The sequence below is a fragment of the Streptomyces sp. NPDC059092 genome (assembly GCF_042756365.1).
Taxonomy (GTDB): Bacteria; Actinomycetota; Actinomycetes; order Streptomycetales; family Streptomycetaceae; genus Streptomyces.
The window spans coordinates 70,428-86,890 of the sequence record NZ_JBHZEJ010000024.1 but is presented as its reverse complement, the minus strand read 5'-3'; the positions used below and the strand labels follow the sequence as shown (position 1 = coordinate 86,890).

Here is a 16,463-nt window from a genome sequence, read left to right as displayed (position 1 = left end):
GACACCATTAAAGGTGCGCCGGTTCCGGTGCGGGGCCGCGAATGTACCTACCCCGCGGAAGAGGTCGACGGTAATGCGTCCGCGCACGAAAAGTCTCGACGCGAAGCCTGACCATCTGTGATGATCTGCTGATCACCGATCGGGGGAGGCGCCGAGGACCTGCAATATGGTCCGAGGCTGCGGGGAGGAACGTATGACGGACACAGGGCACCACACCGGCGGAGAGATTGACCTTGCTGTCCCAGGCCGCGCTTCGTATCTGATTTCGGGACGCCGTGTACGTGTCTCGGATCTCGTACGTGCCGGACTATTGGACATTGGTACCGAACTGATCTTCGAGCGGCCCCGTGTGGGCACCACTCACATTGCCTGGGTGTCCAGAGATCACGCAATCAAGCTCAAGAACGGACGCCAGTTCGCCTCCCCGTCCAGAGCGGCCAAGGCAGCCGTGGGCAGTGGCTCCTTCGACGGCTGGAACGCCTGGGCGCTGCGCGACGGCACCATGCTGGACACCCTTCGGCAGCGACTCCTGGACTCTTTGGCGGAGCAGGCTCCCGAGGAATCGGAGGACGGAAAGTTCTCCACTGTCCGGCATGAAAGGCTGAAGAACGCCCGCGAAGCGGCCGCAGACGGGCAGCCTGTCGCGCTCACCGTCCGGGAACTCTTCGGCTGGTGGGGCGCGGCTCGGCGCGGCTACCTGATCAGCAACCAGGTCGCCGCCGAACTGTCGAATCACGCCCTGTCGACATCGCCCGACTTCGGGGCCGTCCCCCTCGATGCCTCGGTTCGACTGGTCAGCACCCCGGTGGAGAAGGACAGCGAGCCGGAGACGGATGAGCAGCCCGATCTGTTGGTCGGCGCCGCCGACCACGAGGTGCCGGACCACGGGGACACGAGTGTGGACAACACCGTGGACGACAGCGAGCGTGAGCCCATCATGGATCTCACGGTCGGGCGTCTGGACTCGGCGCTCTCAGGGGTCGTCTCGGTTTCCCCGAACTCGACCTTCGAGGAAGCCGTTACCAAGATGACCCTCAACGATTATTCTCAGCTTCCGGTGATGACGGGCAGCCGGAACCTTCAGGGCGCGGTCACCTGGGAGTCCATAGCCATGGCACGGCACTCCGACGCGGACGCCCCCTTCTCACAGGCAATCGTTCCGGCCCACTCGGTGCCCTACGACCACCATCTGATCGACGTGCTGCCCCAGCTCACTCAGTTCGGCTTCGTCCTGGTGAAGGACGAGACCAACATCATCGCCGGAATCGTTACCGCCAATGATGCCGCCGCGGCCTACGGCGCTCTGGCGACCCCTTTCTCCCTGATAGGCGAGTTGGATCAGCGACTGCGCAGAGTGGCCTCCGACTCCGTCGACCTGGCGGAAGCCGTCAAGCTGTGCGATCCGGACGGCAGTGGTGGGATCATGTCGTTCGATGACATGTCGTTCGGGGACTACCAGCGAATCCTGGAGAACCCACCCATGTGGGAGACACTGGGGTGGCCGCTGGATCGCAGGGTCTTCGTGAAGAGGCTCGACGAGCTGCGGAAGATCCGTAATGAGCTGATGCACTTCAACTCGGACGGCGTCGAAGAAAACGACGTCCAAAAGATCCGTCGCATGATCGCGGCGCTGCGGAAGTACGGGGCCTGACGAAACCTCCGGGACGCCCGATCCCCGCGTAGGCGTCGCCTGCGCGGCCCGTAGGCACCGCGCCTGCCGCACACTCCCACGGCCGAGGACAGGACACGGCTCCGACAGTCGCCACGAGGCCATCCTGGCGACCTGTCCCACCCATACGCCCATACGGTGCGCGCGAATCATTTCGCGCAGCCAGCCCTTTTCGCGGGCCCGCTTCCACCACTGTGCGCGCCTCAGGCGATGGCCGCGATGTCCCCGTCATCGAAATAAATGGCCTGATGCAGGCGCCCACCCAGAGCGACGGCAAATCGGGCGAGGACGTCCTGGCCGGAGATGTGTCCCCGCTCAATCTGCGACACGCGCCCCTTGGTCACACCCATACGGTCGGCCACGTCCTGCTGGGTCAGCCCTCGGGCCCGCCGTAGTTCCGCCAGACGGCGGCCGGTCATCTCCGCGAGCAACTCCTCCTTGCCTGCTCGTACCGCCTCCTCGCCTCCGGCGCGGGCAACATGCTCAGCGCGGATGTCCTGCCAGCGCGTGTAGCCACTCATGACCGTCCTCCTTCTTCCTGAGCCCGTTCCTTCACGTAGATCTCGTAGCGCTCCTCAGCCAGTGGAACCGCTTCCCGGTACCACTCGTTCCACTGCCCCGCCTTGTCACCTGCCACCAGCAGAATGCTGCAGCGCCATGGATCGAAAGCGAACAAGATTCGCACAGTGCCAGGACGTAGTTCCTTGAGGTTCGCCATCGATGATCCATGGATGGTATCGACCAGCGGGCGCCCAAGCCCTGGGCCTCCCTCCGACAGGGCGTCCAGCGCCTGCACCACACGGGCATGCGCCAAGTCATCAAGGTTTTCGATCCAGTCGCGCACCTCGTCGACCAGAAAGATCTCCCACTCGCCGTCCATACAACGAGTATAGCGAACGCTATACACTCTGGGTTCGGCCGACGCGTAGCGGACGTGGTTCGAGACATGGGCTCAGGAATCGAGCAAGGCGCGTTATCGAGCGTTCCGCGGGGGCGTGAAACGGGGACGCAGAGCCGTCCTCCGTAAGAAAAAGGCCAGCTCCGGAGTCGCCGGCCGCCACCGCTCACACCAGCCACCGCCGAAACCGCCCGTCATCAGATCCCGAGCACCGCGAACGCCCAGCCCACACACTGCCCTGACCGGCATCAGGCCCGCCGGAGGCCTGCCCGGTACTGCCCGGCCGTGGCGATGCCCGCCCCACCTGACACTTCGTCGGGCGCACTACGATCTCCGGCATGGCGAAACGAGCGGTGCGGCGGCGGGCGCGGAAGGTCCTGGGGGAGGATCCCGTGGCCCTGGTCTGGTGCGAGATCCAGAAGACCGTCCCTGCCCCGCCCAAGGACGTTCACCGCGCCGCGGGCAAGGGACGGCTGAAGCCGGGTCACCACTGGCTGCTGTACGTCGGGGGCGTGGTGTTCTTCTTCGTCGTCATCCCGATCATGCTGATCGGGAAGCTGGAAGACCTCACCACCATCACCCGCCCGTCCTCGCGGCGACGGAGTCCGGGACCGCGGGGCCGACGGTCACGGCCACCGCGTGACGGCGCCACCGACCCGACCAACGGCGTCTTCGACGGCGACTGGAACCTGACCGCCGGCCAGCTCCTGCTCCGCCGGTACGGGCACTCACCCAACCGCAAACGCATGGTCATGCTGGCCCGGGACCGTATCTGCGTCGCGGCGTCCCCGCGCCGCCGGCTGTCACCGAACAAGGCCGCCGGCTTCCGGAGCGTCGCGGAATTCCCCCTCGACCAGGCCCGCGTCGAAGGGGAGGCGGGCCAGCCGCGCGGATTCGCCACTTTCCGGATCCGCTTCGCCGACGGCTCCTGGCTGGAGATGGGAAGGCTGGCCGAGCCCGAGGACGCCGACCACTTCCTCGGCACGGTCAGCGACTGACGTCCGGTCCGCGAGGAGGCTCGCCTCCGTACGGCGCCGATCGCGCGTCCGAGTCCCCGGCATCAGGGCACGTCGGGCCACCGCACCGGCACGGCGGCCACCGCAGCGCGGAACCGGGGACCAGATCCGGGCCCTCCGAGTCCAGGTCGCCCTCCAGGCCGAAGCCACCCTTCGGCACGACGAGCGTGCCGTTCACCCCGAACGTGGCGATCATCAGCGACAGCAGCCGCCGCGCGTCGCTACTCGCCATCGCGACACCGCCTCGGCCGGGCACGGAAGGGGGTTCGGATGCCGTGGCTTGTCATAGCCAACCTCTCGACAACGAGTAACCGGACACGTTCATAGTGTGACCAGAGGTGTTGCCCTGGAAGGGGTTCAGCGACCAACCTGCATTTTGGACGGCCTCCACCCACTCGGGTCGGCCTGCGCGGACGTCACGGGTGACACCCATTCCCAGAACTCTGGTCAAGGGGTTCTCACATGACGGAGCGGTACGGCGACTACAGCGGGGCTAGCAATCCGAGGGAGGTGTTCGGTGAGGCACTGCGGGACGCACGGGAAACGCGGGCGGCCGGCAAGCTGACGCAGTCGGACCTGGCGCGGAAGGCGCGTACGTCGAAATCGACCATCAGCCGGATCGAACGCGGGGTGCCGCCGATCGCCAGCAATCTGCCCGCGCTGTTCGATCAAATCTTCGAGACGAACGGCCTGTTCAAACGACTGCACGAGGAGGTGGTCTCACAGTCCTACCCAGCGGTGTTCCGCCGTCGAATGGCGCTGGAACGGGAAGCGACGATCATCCGCGAGTGGTCACCGACCATCTTTCCCGGCCTCTTCCAGACCGGGGAATATGCCCGAAGCCTGTTCCGGTCCAGCAACCCACGCGCCACTGACGAGGAGATCGCGGGGCTGGTGCGGGCACGACTCGTCCGGCAGGAACTCCTCCTGGGCACTGCCCCACCGAACGTTTATGTGGTGCTGTGCGAGTCCGTGATTCGGCACCGGATGGGGAGTCCCGCCATGATGCGTGAGCAACTGTCGGTGCTTCTGGGGCATGGCACGCGGCCGACCACACGTGTGCAGGTACTGCCGTTCGACGCGGAACCTCATCTCCTCGTGGATGGCCCGATCTCGCTTCTGACCGCGCCGAATCACTCAACCGTGGTCTCGGTAGAGGCTTTTCGCACGTCGAGCATCATCGAGGATCCCGAGCATGCTCGAACGGCCATGCGCGCCTACGATGATCTGACGAGCGAAGCGCTTTCAACACGGGAGAGCGCCGTCCTCATCAGAGAGCAGATGGAGACACTGTGAATCTCACCCCAGCCCCGACCGTGTGGGTCAGGTCCGCCTACAGCAGCGGCGAGGGCGGCAACTGCGTCGAGTGGTCACCCGCCTACGCCCACACCCACGGTCTCGTCCCCGTCCGTGACAGCAAGGTCCCGCACGGCCCCACCCTCGCCTTCTCCCAGGCGAGTTGGGCCGCGCTGGTCGCGTACGCCCGTACCTCCGGCGCGTAAAGGCGGCGTCGGGGCCAGGGGGCGGGCCCATCGGTCCGCCCCCGCCCCGCACCGCCTGTCCAGCACCGCCCCCGCTTCTGGTCCTCCAGCCTTCACCTGGGTCGTACGGCGGTGAGGGCAGGTTCCGGACCATCGCGCCACGACCTCGAACGTTTTCCCGAACGGGTTCGCTCGCCCGGAACCAGCAAGGCCCTAGATGATCAATTCCAAGGGATCGGCTGCGCGCATGGGACCAGGGCGTGTCCGACAAATGATCACTGCTCGGTTCAGTTGCCTTGCTGTCCTGACGCTGGTCAGCGATTCTGGGCCGGTGCCAGGGCAAGGGCAAGGGAAGAGGAAACGGCGGCAAGAGGCCGGGAGGCAGCGGCTTGCTGCTCGCACTGCGCTGGAGGCAGGGCGGTGGGAAATGATCTGCGAGACCCGGGACAAGGCGGAGTTGCGCGTGTATCTGCACCGTCTTCGGGAGGCACGAATCGACGGGTCGATGATCCGGATCGACACGCTGTGTAGCCGTCTTGTTGAGCCGACCACCTACCGACTGAGCCGGTTCGTGGCAGACCCCGCGTGCGAGTCCGATCCCGAGCACTCCGATCATTGATCTTGTGGCAGGCGCGGCAGACCATCTACGAGCGGTTCGCCCGCTGAGAGGCGGACGGAACCTGGGCGAAGCTGCTGGAACATGCCCAGGTTCGCGACGACACGGTGGGCCGGGTGGAATGGACCGTCTCGGTCGACTCCACGATCAATCGGGTTCACCAGCACGCGGCTGGCGCCCGTAAAAGGGGGCCACAGACGGGGACGAACTGGAAGATCCGGGCGGCTCGCAGGGGCGCCAGGCCCTCGGCCGGTCCCGAGGCGGACTGACCACCAAGGTCCACCTCGCCGTCGACGGCCGGGGCCTGCCGCTGTCGCTCGTGCTCACGCCCGGCAATGTCAACGATGCGGGATCCGCGTCCCGCGCGCCGCACGGGGTCGCCCGCGCACGACGCCCGAACGCGTGCTGGGCGACAAGACGTACTCCAGCAAGGCGATCCACCACCTGCTGCGGCGCCGGGGCATCGTCGCCACGATCCCCGAGCGCCGAGACCAGGCGGCCGACCGCCGACGACGCGGGGCACTCGGCGGCCGACCGCCCACGTTCGACAAGGTCATCTACCGCGACCGCAACGTAGTCGAACGATGCTTCGCCCGTCTCAAGCAGTTCCGCGCGATCGCGACCCGATTCGACAAACTCGACGCGTGGGCGGGGATGGCGGCTGTGCCGGGGTGACGGTGTAGCGCCAGAACGGTCGGACAAGCAGTGCGCCGACGATGACAACGATCACGCAGAGCAGCGAACTGCCTGTCCACGCGACACCGAGACCGGTGGCGGAGGCCATGGCGCCAGCACGTAGGTCTCCGAGGCGCGGACCGCCGGCGACGACGACGGTGAAGACGCCTTGCAGTCGGCCACGCATGGCGTCTGGTGCGTAGGTCTGCAGAATCGTCTCGCGGTAGACCGCGCTGACGAGGTCCGCCGCTCCGGCAGCGGCCAGCAGGGCCGCGGCCGCGAGGAGGTGGTGGACGGTGCCCGCGAGGGCGATGGCCGCCGCCCAGGTGGTGACGGCGATCGCCAGCGCCCGGCCTTGGCGGCGCACTCGTCCGATCCATCCGCTGAACAGCCCCGCTGCGACCGACCCGATGGCGATGGCCGAGTACAGCAGTCCCACTCCTCCGCCGAAGCGCAGCTGGGCCGCTTCCGGGAACAGGGCGGTCGGCATGGCCAGCGTCATCGCCGCGATGTCGACCGCGAAGGACATCCAGAGCACGGGGGCGGCGGCGATGAACCGCAGCCCGTCGAAGACCGAGCGCAGCCCGCCGGTGCGGGCCCCCGAGCCGGTCGGCAGGATCGGGGGCAGGTTGACGGCCGAGTACAGCAGGACGGAGAACAGCACGGCGTCGGCGCCGTAGGCCCAGCAGTAGCCGTTCGGCAGCGAGATCAGGAGGCCCGCCACAAGGGGCCCGGCGACCTGCCCGACATTGCCGACGGTGAAGTACAGCGTGTTCGCGGCGGGTACCAACGGGGTGGGAACGATGCGGGGAATGATCGCGCCCCGGGCGGCGGACGACACGGCGAAGGCGCCGGCCTGGACAGCGACGAGGGCGAGGATGAGGGGCACCGAGCGCAGATCGGCGAGCGCCTGGAACAGCAGGGCGAGTGTGATCGCCCAGGTGAGGCAGGCCGATGCCAGGTAGAGCGTACGGCGGTCGAACCGGTCGGCGATGGCGCCGCCGTACAGGCCGAAGACCACGAGCGGTACGAGGCCGGCCAGCCCCGCCAGCCCCACGATCAGCGACGACCGCGTCAGCGCGTACACCTGTACCGGGATAGTGACGCCGGTGACCATGGTCCCGATGTATGCCGCGCCCTGCCCGATCAGCAGGCGGCGGAAGACAGGGTGCGCCAGCGGGCGGGTGTCGAGGGCGATACCGCGCAGACCGGAGACCAGCCGGGCCTTCAGTGCGGGCGGGGCCGTGGGAGGACGATCGCGCGGGGTGTGGGATGTCGTGGGCATGGTCACCACGCTGGCAGGACCGCGCGGTGTACCGCTTCCGTTATTCTGCCGTCGTATGTCGGAAAACAGTCAGACGGAGGAGACGGCGGAGCCCAGGGACACCACGCATGCCCACCTCGCGGGTGAGGCCATCGGCCGCCACCAGCATGGCTATCACCAGCTTCTCTACGTCAGCGCCGGTGTGCTGGCGGTGCAGACGGGCGAGGCATCCTGGGTCGCGTCCAGGGCGCGCGCCGTGTGGATTCCGGCGGGCATCTGGCATCAGCACCGGGTGCACGGGCACAGCTCCGTGCACACGCTCGGCTTCGCCGCCCACGACGTCCTGCTGAGGTCCCGGGCGCCGGTCGTTGTGGCCGTGGACAACCTGGTGCGCGAACTGATCATCGCGTGCAGTGAACCGTCCCTCCCGCAGCAGGAGGCACGCCACCTGCGCGCCGTCCTGCGGGACCGGCTGCGGCGAGCCCTTGTGGAGCCATTGACGCTGCCCACCCCCAACAACTCCCTGCTGCGGCAGGCGTGCGCGCTGGTGGCCGGCGATCTGCGGCAGCCGCGGACTGCCGCCTGGCTCGCGCGGAGCATCGGCGTGAGCGAGCGCACCCTGGCCCGGCTGTTCAGGAGCGAGTTCGGCATGACCTATCCACAGTGGAGGACCAACGTCCGGGTGTTTCACGCCATGGTGCTGCTGGCGGAAGGAGCAAGCGTCAGTGAAACGGGACGCCAGTGCGGATGGGCCACGACCAGTGCGTTCATCGACACGTTCAGCCGCACCATGGGCCAGACACCGGGAACCTATCGCATCGCACCCGGTGGGTGAATTCCCAGGCCAGGCTTCGTGAGCCAAAGGCCAACTCGACCTCGAACAGCACCGAGGACGCACCCCCGGCGGTGTCAATCGCCCGCGTCATGCAGCGAATCCTCGCAATAACCGCCGCGATCCGGCACAACGATCACACCGGACAGCCCGTCCCGCGCTCACTGACCGCCTATGACCACTGATCCCCTGGAATCGATCATTTAGATGGAATGTATCTATGTAGATGAATTCTACCTATCACGGGAGCCCTGATGAACGTCACCGGCTTTGCCGGTAGAAGCACCGATCTCCACAGGCCTGGTCGTCGCGACCCTCGGCGGAACGACGGGGATCACCGGGGCGGGCGGGGTCGACCTGGTCCGGGGCCCGGGGGATTTCGTCGGGGCGTGGCCGGTGTGACGACGCGGAGCCCTGGCCGGCCGCAGCGGCCCTCGCTTCTCACTGCTCCTTGTCGGAGTTGGAAGCCTCCAGGACCCGGAGGTCGGCCTTCGCCGGGAGGCCGCCGTCGTTCTCGCATTCCAGCTTTTTCGCCACGGCGAGGGTGGCCGCGTGCAGGATGGTCATATTGGCGTCGCGCTGGGCGAGCGTCCCCTCTGCCGTTTTTCGCTCATACCTCAGCCTCCCCACGATCAGGGCGGCCTGTTCATCCGAACCGTCGAGCCGCGGACTGGCGCACTCGAAATAGAGGTAAGCACTGTCCGATGCGGCCACGGAACGCGCCGGCATTCCGTAGACATTCTCGTTGAATGAAATCCCGGCATCTTCAATGTCAAGGGGTTCGTAAAACCCGAAACTCAATTTCACCAGCGGGCCCGGCCGCTCCGTCCCTACGATTTGACAGAAGTTGCTGCCCGCGAACTCATCACCCTTCTCGTAATTCTCCTTGATTTCTTCGGAAGTCCTCTTCTTCCCGTTCAGCCCCCCGGGGCGGAACTTCGCGACGGGGAACACGGACTCCACGGCCCGCGCACTGTCACCGGAAAATACACCGTCACACAATTCACCTACAGAGAGGGGGACTTCTTCCTCCTCACCCTCACCTCCGCACGCGGAGAGCCCCATGCAGAGCAGAAGCGAAATTCCGAGAATATTAAGCGTCCTCACACAGGACACAATCAGCCGCCTCCCCGTTTCATCCGGTCTCCGACCGGTTACCCTGTTGCTGTTCCCTCGTGTTACCCACAGAATAACCATTCTGTACAGAATCTCTCATTTCTCTGGCAAGATTCTCATCCCATCCAATTCCCTGCCGCATCATAAAACTCTCCATCGGGGCTTCTGCGCTCGATTCACCTGCACGGTACACTTCGACCCTCTGCGCATATGTCAGGTCATCGAGCTTCTCAATTTTTTCATCCAAAGATTTTCCGGACCAGTCACTGATGGACTGCGACACGAATTCTTCAAGGGCCCCTGTGGCCGTATCCGTCGCAAGCGGAATGAGAACGGCCGCCGCACCGACAGCGGCGACGGGCGGGAGGAACGCGACAGCTCCACCGATCGCCGCGCTCGCGCCGAAGGAGACCCACGCGGAATCCGCCTCCTGTGCTTCCGTGTACTCCTCGTGCTTCTTCACTCCCTCGGCATCGACCTGGGCCGCGCGCGCCTCATCCAGATGTCCTTGGACTTGGGCTCCGGTCGAGACCGCGATGCAGGCACGCTCCCCGTCGACTTGACCGTTCTCGCCCACCTGGGCATCCAACAGGCTTGTGGTGTAGACCCGTTGGGCAGTCGTCATGGTCGCGTACGCATCCGGATGCTGCCCCAGGACGCTGAGGAATCCACGGGCCTGCTCCCGACTGAGGCTGGCATGCGCGCCAGGGTAATCGCTCTGCGCGAAGAAAGTGTCTCCCCTCGACTTGTTGAGCGCCCAGTCGATGTCATTGACGTATCCGGCACCCATACGCCCCAGGCTGTCCGACAAGGCTTCCTGTTTTTTGAGGAGTGCCGCATCCTCTGCGTACGTTCCGACAACCGTCCCCATGATCTCAGCATTTTTTTCGTCACGGACAACGTTCACATCCGGTTCGTCCCACGCATATCCGAGGGTCGCGGATTCAAGCGCATGCCCCAGCGCATCCGGCAGGAAGTTTCGCGCCTTCTCGGTTTCACCCGGATCGACTGTTTCAACGTCCGGGAAAGAATCATACTTCTCGTTCGCAAAGAAATCGAGATACGTTTCGATGGGATGCTCGGCTTTCTTCTCGCCAAGGTCCGCCTCCCCGTCCCCGACCGTCCCGTCCTCGTTGTACGCCGTCGGATCCGCCGTGAAGAACTCCTTCGACGCCTCCGGGCTGTGCCCCAGCGCCTCCAGCATCGACACCATGGGGTCGTACCCGGAGCCGTTCACGCCCGACGGGTTGTACTGGTTCTCGAACTGGCCGCCCATCGGCTTCGAGCTCGCGAAGAAATCCGGCTTCTTCTGGTGCAGCTGCGCCACGTGCTCGGCGATCGGGTTGAGGAACTTGGGGTCGTAGTTCCCGTAGCGCATGATCCCGCCCAGCAGCTGGTAACCGTACGGCGGGGTGCCACCGTACGGTGTGAGCGGGATCTGCTGGGTGCCCAGTTTGCGTAGCTCCGGGCCCCATTCGGTGGTGAACGCCTTGTCCTGGGAGGCCGATGCCAGGGTGAGGCCAAGGTTCTGCTGGAGTTCCTGGATGTCCTTCAGTCGCTGTTTGTCGAGCTTGCCGTAGTCGCCGTACGTGTCGGTCGAGAGCTGGCCGAAGAATTCGAGGGACTTCTCCGGGCCGAGCTTCTCGTAGAATCGGGTGGCGAACTCGGGTGAACTGCCGTACTGGCGCAGGATCTCGTTCTGCTCCTGCAACTCGGGGTGCGTGAGCGCGGTTCCCTTGTCCGCCAGTGCGGAGGCGCGGGCCGCCGCCTCGTGTTCCAGGCTGCCGTACTTCGGGGCGCCGAAGTTGTGGTCCTCGGAGACATTCGCTTCGAGAGCCCTCCGCAGCGAATCGTCCGTGACCTCGCACCGCTCGACGATGTCGTCGATCCGGGCCTGCCACTCGGCGAGGGCGGCCTTCTCCTTGCGTTGCAGTTCCGCGAAGTTGCTGTCGGTGCGCGCGCTGACGTCCCGCTGCACCGGCATGCGCGCGGTCACCTTGCCGCGGGCGTCGACGTGGACGTTCGCCTTGGGGCCCTCTTCGTCCCTGATGCCGGTCAGCTCGTCCTGCGCCTTCTTGAAGACCGTGTACGCGTCGTCGAGGACGGCTTTGACGCCCTTGGCCTCCTTGGCCGCGTCGCCGAACTCCTTCGCGGTCCTACTGATGAACGCCTTGGTGACCCCCGCGTTGACGCCCGCCCAGTCGGCCTTGTCGGCCTTCGTCCTCATGCCGTCGTCGGCGGCCTCCGCCAGTCTGTCCAGCTTCGCGATCATGTCCGACCAGTCGTCGACCGCGGTCTTGAGCTTGCCCAGAGGCAGGCCGATGATGTTCTCGTACGTCAGCTCGGGCACGCGCGCTCACTTCATGTACTGGTTGAGCTTGGAGACGGACATCAGGTCCCCGGCGATCCGGACATCGTCGTTCGCGTGCGCGGCCCGCGTGTAGTTGAGGTGGTTCGAGACCTGGGCGCAGGCGTCGAGCAGGGTGCGCAACTGCGTGTTCCACCGGTCGTGGACCTTCAGGAGCGCCGAGCCGCTCGCGAAGCTCTCGTTGGTGAGGGCGATCGCCGCGTCGAACGTCGCGGGCCGGGCGTGGTCCCCGTCGCGGGTGAGCCGGGTGCGCAGTTCGTAGGCGTCGTGGCCGATCGCGCCCAGGTCGTCGCGGTTCACGCTGAGATCGCTGTCGGCCGCGCTGCCGCCGCTGCCTGGTGATGTCACGGTGTTGAGCCGGGTGTGCGCCCGCTCCGCCGCCTGTCCGCGAAGCTCCGCCCACTCCTGGTCGAACGTCACGGTCCCTCCCCCTGCCCGTCTGCCCGCCGGCCTGTGAGGACACACGGTATTCGATCAGGTTCTCGGAGTGACAGGCGCCCATGGTGCCGGGCGCGCCCTCCGCGGCAGGCGGAGGGCGGAGGGCACGCCGTACGGTTCGAAGGCCGGTCAGTGTTCCTCGGCCGCCGGCTCCAGGACGAAGAGCGGGATCACGCGGTCCGTCTTCTTCTGGTAGTCGGCGTAGTCCGGGAACGCCTCCACCGCGCGGGCCCACCACAGGTCCTTCTCGTCGCCCGTCACCTCGCGGGCCACCATGTCCTGGCGCACCGGGCCGTCCTGGAGCTCCACCCTCGGGTCGGCCAGGATGTTGAAGTACCAGACCGGGTGCTTGGGGGCGCCGCCCAGGGAGGCGACCACGGCGTACGCGCCGTCGTGCTCCACGCGCATCAGCGGGGACTTGCGGATCTTGCCGCTCTTCGCGCCCAGCGTGGTCAGGACGATGACGGGCAGGTCGCGGCGCTTCGCGTCGTCCGGGCCGACCAGGGATTCCAGCGTCGTGCCTTGCGTGCCACCGGAGCTCTCGTACAGCTCCACCTGGTCGCGGACCAACTGCTGAACGCTCGGCTCGTACTCGCCTTTGAGGGGCATGCTGTCCATCTCCATGCTGTCGGGTGCTGTCGAAAGAGTCCTCGTCCGGGGGAACGCACGAGACGGAGGCAATCATTCCTGTACGGGGCCGGCGAACAGCCGAACGACAGGCACTACTCGCCATCGGGCCCCGTCCGCAGGACAATGTGCACTCACCATGCTCTCGGAGGGGGACGCATATGCGGGAAAGCCACCGGGCCGAGGCCGAGAGGCTGTTGGTACGCGCCGTGGAGGAAGAGGTACGGCGCTCCGGCGGGCGGACCGACGGGAACGCGCTGCTGGCGCGCGGGCGCGGGGCCCTGGACGCGATGGCCGCCGGGGCGGCCGAGGAGTACGCCGCGTACACGCAGGCCCTGGACGCCGCGCAGGCGCAGGAGACGCCGCTGTCCCAGCGGTTCAGCCGGCAGAACATCAGCACGCCCGTCCTGGTCACGTCCGTCGCCGCCGTGGCCGCCGTCGGCGCCGATGTCGCGCTGGGGACGGCGACCGGGATCGCCCTCGGCGCGGGCGCCGTCGTCGCCGTGGCCGGGGCCGCGACCACCGTCGCCAAGGTGACCGCCTCGCACTGGCCGGCCGCGCACCGCAGAGCCGGCGCGGCCGGACAGCCGGGCGGCGCGGAACAGTTGCGGCTCCAGTGGCTGACGGCGCTGGAGGTCCGGGGCATCCGGCCGTTCCTCGACCAGCAGCGGGTGCTGGTGTCCGCGACGCGCCGCAGCGCCAAGAAGTCCTCCGTCGTACCGCAGTTGCGGGGCGGGGACCGCAGCGCCGCCGCCCGCCGCCGTACCGTACTGGAGCAGTCGTTCGGCCATCTCCCGGAGCCCGCTGGGCCGTTCGCGGGGCGCAGGGCCGAGCTGGCGAAGATCGCGCAGTGGGTGCACGCCGCCCGGGCGTCGACGGAGACGAAGCCGACGGTCGTCGTGCTGTACGGCGCCCCCGGGGCCGGCCGCACGGAGCTGGCCGTACGGGCCGCGCACCAGCTCAGGGACCAGTTCCGGGGCGCCTGCCTGGTCGATCTGCGCGGCGGCGGCACCCTGGAGGCGCCGCTGTCGACGCGTGACGCGCTGCTGCACCTGCTGAACCGGCTGGGCGCGCCGCGCGAGCAGCTGCTGTTCCGCGAGGGGGCCTCGCCCGAGCAACAGGTGCGGCGGCTGGGCGAGTTGTACCACCAGCAACTGACGGGTCTGCCGGTGACGGTGATCCTGGACGACGCCTCCGACCCCGAGCAGGTGCGCACCCTCGTACCGGAGCGCTCCGACAGCCTGGTGCTGGTGACGGCGCGGCAGCCTGTCGAGCTGTCGGCCGATGTCCCTGCCTGGGTACATCAGTTGCCCGTCGAGGCGCTGGACGGGGCGGGCGCCGATGAGCTGCTGCGCGCCGCCGCCGGAGCGGAGCAGGAGGCGGGAGGGGCGCCGTACGACGCCCAGTCGGCCGACCGGGTAAGGGAGTTGTGCGGCGGCCTGCCGCTGGCCCTGCGCATCGCCGGCTCCTCGCTCGGTGACGGTCGGACCGCGCACCGACTGGCCGCGGACCTCGACGCGTACGGCCCGGTGGGGCCCGTCGAGCGCGCCCTGTGGCTGCGCTACACCGATCAGAACGACCAGGCCCGCCGGCTGCTGCGGCGGCTCGCGCTGGCGGGGCGCGCCTCGCTGGGCGTGGGCGCCGGCGCGGCGCTGCTGGCGACGGACGAGCAGGAGGCCGGGCGGCTGCTGGCGGCGCTGGCGCGGGCCGGTCTGGTCGAGCATGTGCGGGGCAGCCGCTACCGGCTGCACGATGTCGTACGGACCTTCGTGCACGCGCGGCTGCGCGACGAGGAGCCCGCGGAGGAGCGTACGGCGGCGCAGGAGCGGCTGATCCGTAACTACGGTGAGCTGGCCGACTCCGTGATCCGGCTGGTCGACGGCAAGACGTCCACGCGCGCGGACCTCTTCAGGAGCGCGGCGGGCGCGCACGGTTTCTCGTCGCTGGACGCGGCGCTGCGCTGGCTGGACGACGAGTCGAGCTTCATCACGGCGACGCTGCGGCACGCGGAGGGTGTGGATCAGCAGGCGGTGCTCAATCTGCTGGGCGCGCTCTGCGACTACTGCCTGCTGCGGGGCGACCTCTACCGGCTGGGCGAGATCAACGAGTTGACGCAGGCGGTGGACCAGGGGCTGCTGGTGCGCTCGGTCCAGTGGCGTACGGGCATCGCCGCCCGGCAGCTCGGCGAGCTGGACAAGGCGCGCACGACCCTGACCTCCGTGGTGGGCCTCTACCAGGAGGCGCAGCACGAGGCGGGCGCGGCCCGCGCGCTCTGTTCGCTGGGCATCACCCTGCACCACCAGGGCAATCTGACGGAGGCGGCGGCGAGGCTGCGCGAGGCGCTGGCGCTCCAGGAGACGGCGGCGCTGGCGGGTGACCGCGGCTGGACGCTGCACGCGCTGGCGGCGGTGGAGCGGGACCGCGGCGGTCTGGAGGAGGCGCTCGGGATGCTCACGTCGGCGCTGGAGCTGCACCGCGAGAGCGAGTCGGTGCACGGCGAGGCGTGGGCACACTTCCAGTTCGGCCAGTTGTTCCTGCGGATCGGTGATGTGGCGCGCGCGGAGGGCGAGTTGCGCGCGGCGCTGGAGCTGTACGGGCGGACTCGGGACGGCCGGGGCGAGGCGTGGGCGACGACCCAGTTGGCGCGGGCGCGGCTGGTGGAGGGTGAACAGGCGGAGGCGGTCGAGCAGTTGCGCGAGGCGCTGGCCAGTCACCGGGACAACGAGGACGCGCGCGGTGAGGCGTGGACCCTGTACTACCTGGGCCAGGCGCTGGAGGAGGGCGGCGACCGCGACGAGGCGGTACGGGAGCTGGAGCGGGCCCGCACGATGTTCTCGCGGATGCGTGACGTGTACGGGCTGGCCTGCGCCCGGCACCACTCGGGCCGGGTCACCCGTGACCAGCGCGCCGCGCAGACCGGCAACCTCCGCAACTCGGGGTTCGCCCGGCAGCTCCTGGTCGACGCCCGCGCGGACTTCCGGCGGATCGGGGTGGCGCACGGCGAGGCGTGGACGTGTCTGGAACTGGCCGTCGTCGACGCGGGCAACAACCGCGCGGCCCAGGCGCTGGCGCTGTGCGACGAGGCGACGGCGCTCTTCACGTCGTACGGCGACCACCGCGGCGCGGACTGGTCGCGCTTCCTGCGCTGCACGCTGCTGCCGTACGGCTCGGCGGGCGGTACGGAGGTGGGCTCGGCGGTCGCCGAACAGGAGCTGGCGGAGCTGGCCGCGGCGGTCCACCCGGCGCGGGACGGGAAGCTGGCGGACTCGCTGGCCACGTTCGCGGTGATGCTGGGCCGGGGCGTACGGCTGGAGGACGGCTGGCAGGCGTGGGACCTCGGCATGGTGCCGAACCGGCACGCGCGCGAGGTGATGGGCGTGCCGGTGGAGGTCACGCCCGCCTGACGAAGCCCGCCATGCCCGTACGTGCCTGCCCCGTACGGGTACGGAGCGCGCGAGGACCG

General features: G+C 68.0%; 14 protein-coding genes and 2 pseudogenes. 8 read left to right on the top strand and 8 right to left on the bottom strand.

The genetic code is table 11. The annotated features are described in order from the left end of the window. Positions 1–193: 193 nt before the first annotated feature. A complete protein-coding gene (locus tag ACFXPL_RS16805) occupies positions 194–1,651 on the top strand; it encodes a CBS domain-containing protein (protein ID WP_384919134.1) in 1,458 nt (485 codons plus the stop codon). Positions 1,652–1,872: 221 nt separating this feature from the next. Here the strand turns inward: ACFXPL_RS16805 and ACFXPL_RS16800 are convergent, their stop codons facing one another. Both ACFXPL_RS16800 and ACFXPL_RS16795 read right to left on the bottom strand, forming a co-directional pair. Further along, a complete protein-coding gene (locus ACFXPL_RS16800) occupies positions 1,873–2,190 on the bottom strand; it encodes a helix-turn-helix domain-containing protein (protein WP_384919131.1) in 318 nt (105 codons plus the stop codon). Continuing rightward, positions 2,187–2,549, bottom strand: a complete 363-nt coding sequence (locus tag ACFXPL_RS16795; RefSeq protein WP_384919128.1) for a type II toxin-antitoxin system RelE/ParE family toxin — start codon at positions 2,547–2,549, stop codon at positions 2,187–2,189. Before ACFXPL_RS16795 ends, ACFXPL_RS16800 begins: the two co-directional genes overlap by 4 nt. 356 nt (positions 2,550–2,905) lie before the next feature. Between ACFXPL_RS16795 and ACFXPL_RS16790 the strand changes: the two genes are divergently transcribed. Next, the gene (locus ACFXPL_RS16790; protein ID WP_384919125.1) at positions 2,906–3,565 is read left to right on the top strand and encodes a hypothetical protein; all 660 of its coding nucleotides are present in this window, start codon (positions 2,906–2,908) and stop codon (positions 3,563–3,565) included. On the opposite strand, the gene ACFXPL_RS16785 is transcribed toward ACFXPL_RS16790, so the two are convergent. Next, on the bottom strand, positions 3,555–3,815 hold the full coding sequence (locus tag ACFXPL_RS16785; protein WP_384919122.1) for a hypothetical protein: 261 nt from the start codon (positions 3,813–3,815) through the stop codon (positions 3,555–3,557). The two genes, ACFXPL_RS16790 and ACFXPL_RS16785, sit on opposite strands and share 11 nt — an antisense overlap. Positions 3,816–4,045: 230 nt before the next feature. Between ACFXPL_RS16785 and ACFXPL_RS16780 the strand changes: the two genes are divergently transcribed. The 3 genes and pseudogenes from ACFXPL_RS16780 to ACFXPL_RS16770 all read left to right on the top strand — a co-directional run. Continuing rightward, on the top strand, positions 4,046–4,879 hold the full coding sequence (locus ACFXPL_RS16780; protein ID WP_384919119.1) for a helix-turn-helix domain-containing protein: 834 nt from the start codon (positions 4,046–4,048) through the stop codon (positions 4,877–4,879). Continuing rightward, positions 4,876–5,085, top strand: a complete 210-nt coding sequence (locus ACFXPL_RS16775) for a DUF397 domain-containing protein (protein ID WP_384919116.1) — start codon at positions 4,876–4,878, stop codon at positions 5,083–5,085. The genes ACFXPL_RS16780 and ACFXPL_RS16775 overlap by 4 nt, the downstream gene beginning before the upstream one ends. Positions 5,086–5,700: 615 nt before the next feature. Further along, positions 5,701–6,325, top strand: a pseudogene (locus ACFXPL_RS16770) (IS5 family transposase); the annotation flags it as partial. Here ACFXPL_RS16770 and ACFXPL_RS16765 read toward each other — a convergent pair. Next, the gene (locus ACFXPL_RS16765; RefSeq protein WP_384919113.1) at positions 6,279–7,640 is read right to left on the bottom strand and encodes an MFS transporter; all 1,362 of its coding nucleotides are present in this window, start codon (positions 7,638–7,640) and stop codon (positions 6,279–6,281) included. The pseudogene ACFXPL_RS16770 and the gene ACFXPL_RS16765 overlap by 47 nt on opposite strands. 55 nt (positions 7,641–7,695) lie before the next feature. Here ACFXPL_RS16765 and ACFXPL_RS16760 point away from each other — a divergent pair, with 55 nt between their 5' ends. After that, positions 7,696–8,454 carry an AraC family transcriptional regulator gene (locus ACFXPL_RS16760; RefSeq protein WP_384919110.1) on the top strand — a complete coding sequence of 253 codons (759 nt, stop codon included), beginning with the start codon at positions 7,696–7,698 and terminating at the stop codon, positions 8,452–8,454. A gap of 25 nt (positions 8,455–8,479) precedes the next feature. Then, a pseudogene (locus ACFXPL_RS16755) lies at positions 8,480–8,636 on the top strand (IS982 family transposase); the annotation flags it as partial. Positions 8,637–8,892: 256 nt separating this feature from the next. On the opposite strand, the gene ACFXPL_RS16750 reads toward ACFXPL_RS16755, so the two are convergent. The 4 genes from ACFXPL_RS16750 to ACFXPL_RS16735 all read right to left on the bottom strand — a co-directional run bounded on the left by ACFXPL_RS16750 (position 8,893) and on the right by ACFXPL_RS16735 (position 12,982). Then, positions 8,893–9,414, bottom strand: a complete 522-nt coding sequence (locus ACFXPL_RS16750) for a hypothetical protein (protein ID WP_384919106.1) — start codon at positions 9,412–9,414, stop codon at positions 8,893–8,895. A 172-nt stretch (positions 9,415–9,586) separates the two neighbouring features. Then, positions 9,587–11,917 (bottom strand): hypothetical protein, encoded by a 2,331-nt coding sequence (locus ACFXPL_RS16745; protein ID WP_384919103.1) that lies wholly within the window; start codon positions 11,915–11,917, stop codon positions 9,587–9,589. Positions 11,918–11,923: 6 nt separating this feature from the next. Next, positions 11,924–12,355, bottom strand: a complete 432-nt coding sequence (locus ACFXPL_RS16740) for a hypothetical protein (RefSeq protein ID WP_384919100.1) — start codon at positions 12,353–12,355, stop codon at positions 11,924–11,926. A 147-nt stretch (positions 12,356–12,502) separates the two neighbouring features. Continuing rightward, a complete protein-coding gene (locus tag ACFXPL_RS16735; RefSeq protein ID WP_384919097.1) occupies positions 12,503–12,982 on the bottom strand; it encodes a nitroreductase family deazaflavin-dependent oxidoreductase in 480 nt (159 codons plus the stop codon). Positions 12,983–13,161: 179 nt separating this feature from the next. On the opposite strand from ACFXPL_RS16735, the gene ACFXPL_RS16730 reads away from it, so the two are divergent. Continuing rightward, on the top strand, positions 13,162–16,404 hold the full coding sequence (locus ACFXPL_RS16730; protein WP_384919094.1) for a tetratricopeptide repeat protein: 3,243 nt from the start codon (positions 13,162–13,164) through the stop codon (positions 16,402–16,404). Positions 16,405–16,463: the final 59 nt, after the last annotated feature.

Bases quoted from the DNA above. Each gene is read 5' to 3' on its own strand.
- ACFXPL_RS16805 (WP_384919134.1), top strand. From the start codon at position 194: ATGACGGACACAGGGCACCACACCGGCGGAGAGATTGACCTTGCTGTC.
- ACFXPL_RS16800 (WP_384919131.1), bottom strand. From the start codon at position 2,190: ATGAGTGGCTACACGCGCTGGCAGGACATCCGCGCTGAGCATGTTGCC.
- ACFXPL_RS16795 (WP_384919128.1), bottom strand. From the start codon at position 2,549: ATGGACGGCGAGTGGGAGATCTTTCTGGTCGACGAGGTGCGCGACTGG.
- ACFXPL_RS16790 (WP_384919125.1), top strand. From the start codon at position 2,906: ATGGCGAAACGAGCGGTGCGGCGGCGGGCGCGGAAGGTCCTGGGGGAG.
- ACFXPL_RS16785 (WP_384919122.1), bottom strand. From the start codon at position 3,815: ATGGCGAGTAGCGACGCGCGGCGGCTGCTGTCGCTGATGATCGCCACG.
- ACFXPL_RS16780 (WP_384919119.1), top strand. From the start codon at position 4,046: ATGACGGAGCGGTACGGCGACTACAGCGGGGCTAGCAATCCGAGGGAG.
- ACFXPL_RS16765 (WP_384919113.1), bottom strand. From the start codon at position 7,640: ATGCCCACGACATCCCACACCCCGCGCGATCGTCCTCCCACGGCCCCG.
- ACFXPL_RS16760 (WP_384919110.1), top strand. From the start codon at position 7,696: ATGTCGGAAAACAGTCAGACGGAGGAGACGGCGGAGCCCAGGGACACC.
- ACFXPL_RS16735 (WP_384919097.1), bottom strand. From the start codon at position 12,982: ATGCCCCTCAAAGGCGAGTACGAGCCGAGCGTTCAGCAGTTGGTCCGC.
- ACFXPL_RS16730 (WP_384919094.1), top strand. From the start codon at position 13,162: ATGCGGGAAAGCCACCGGGCCGAGGCCGAGAGGCTGTTGGTACGCGCC.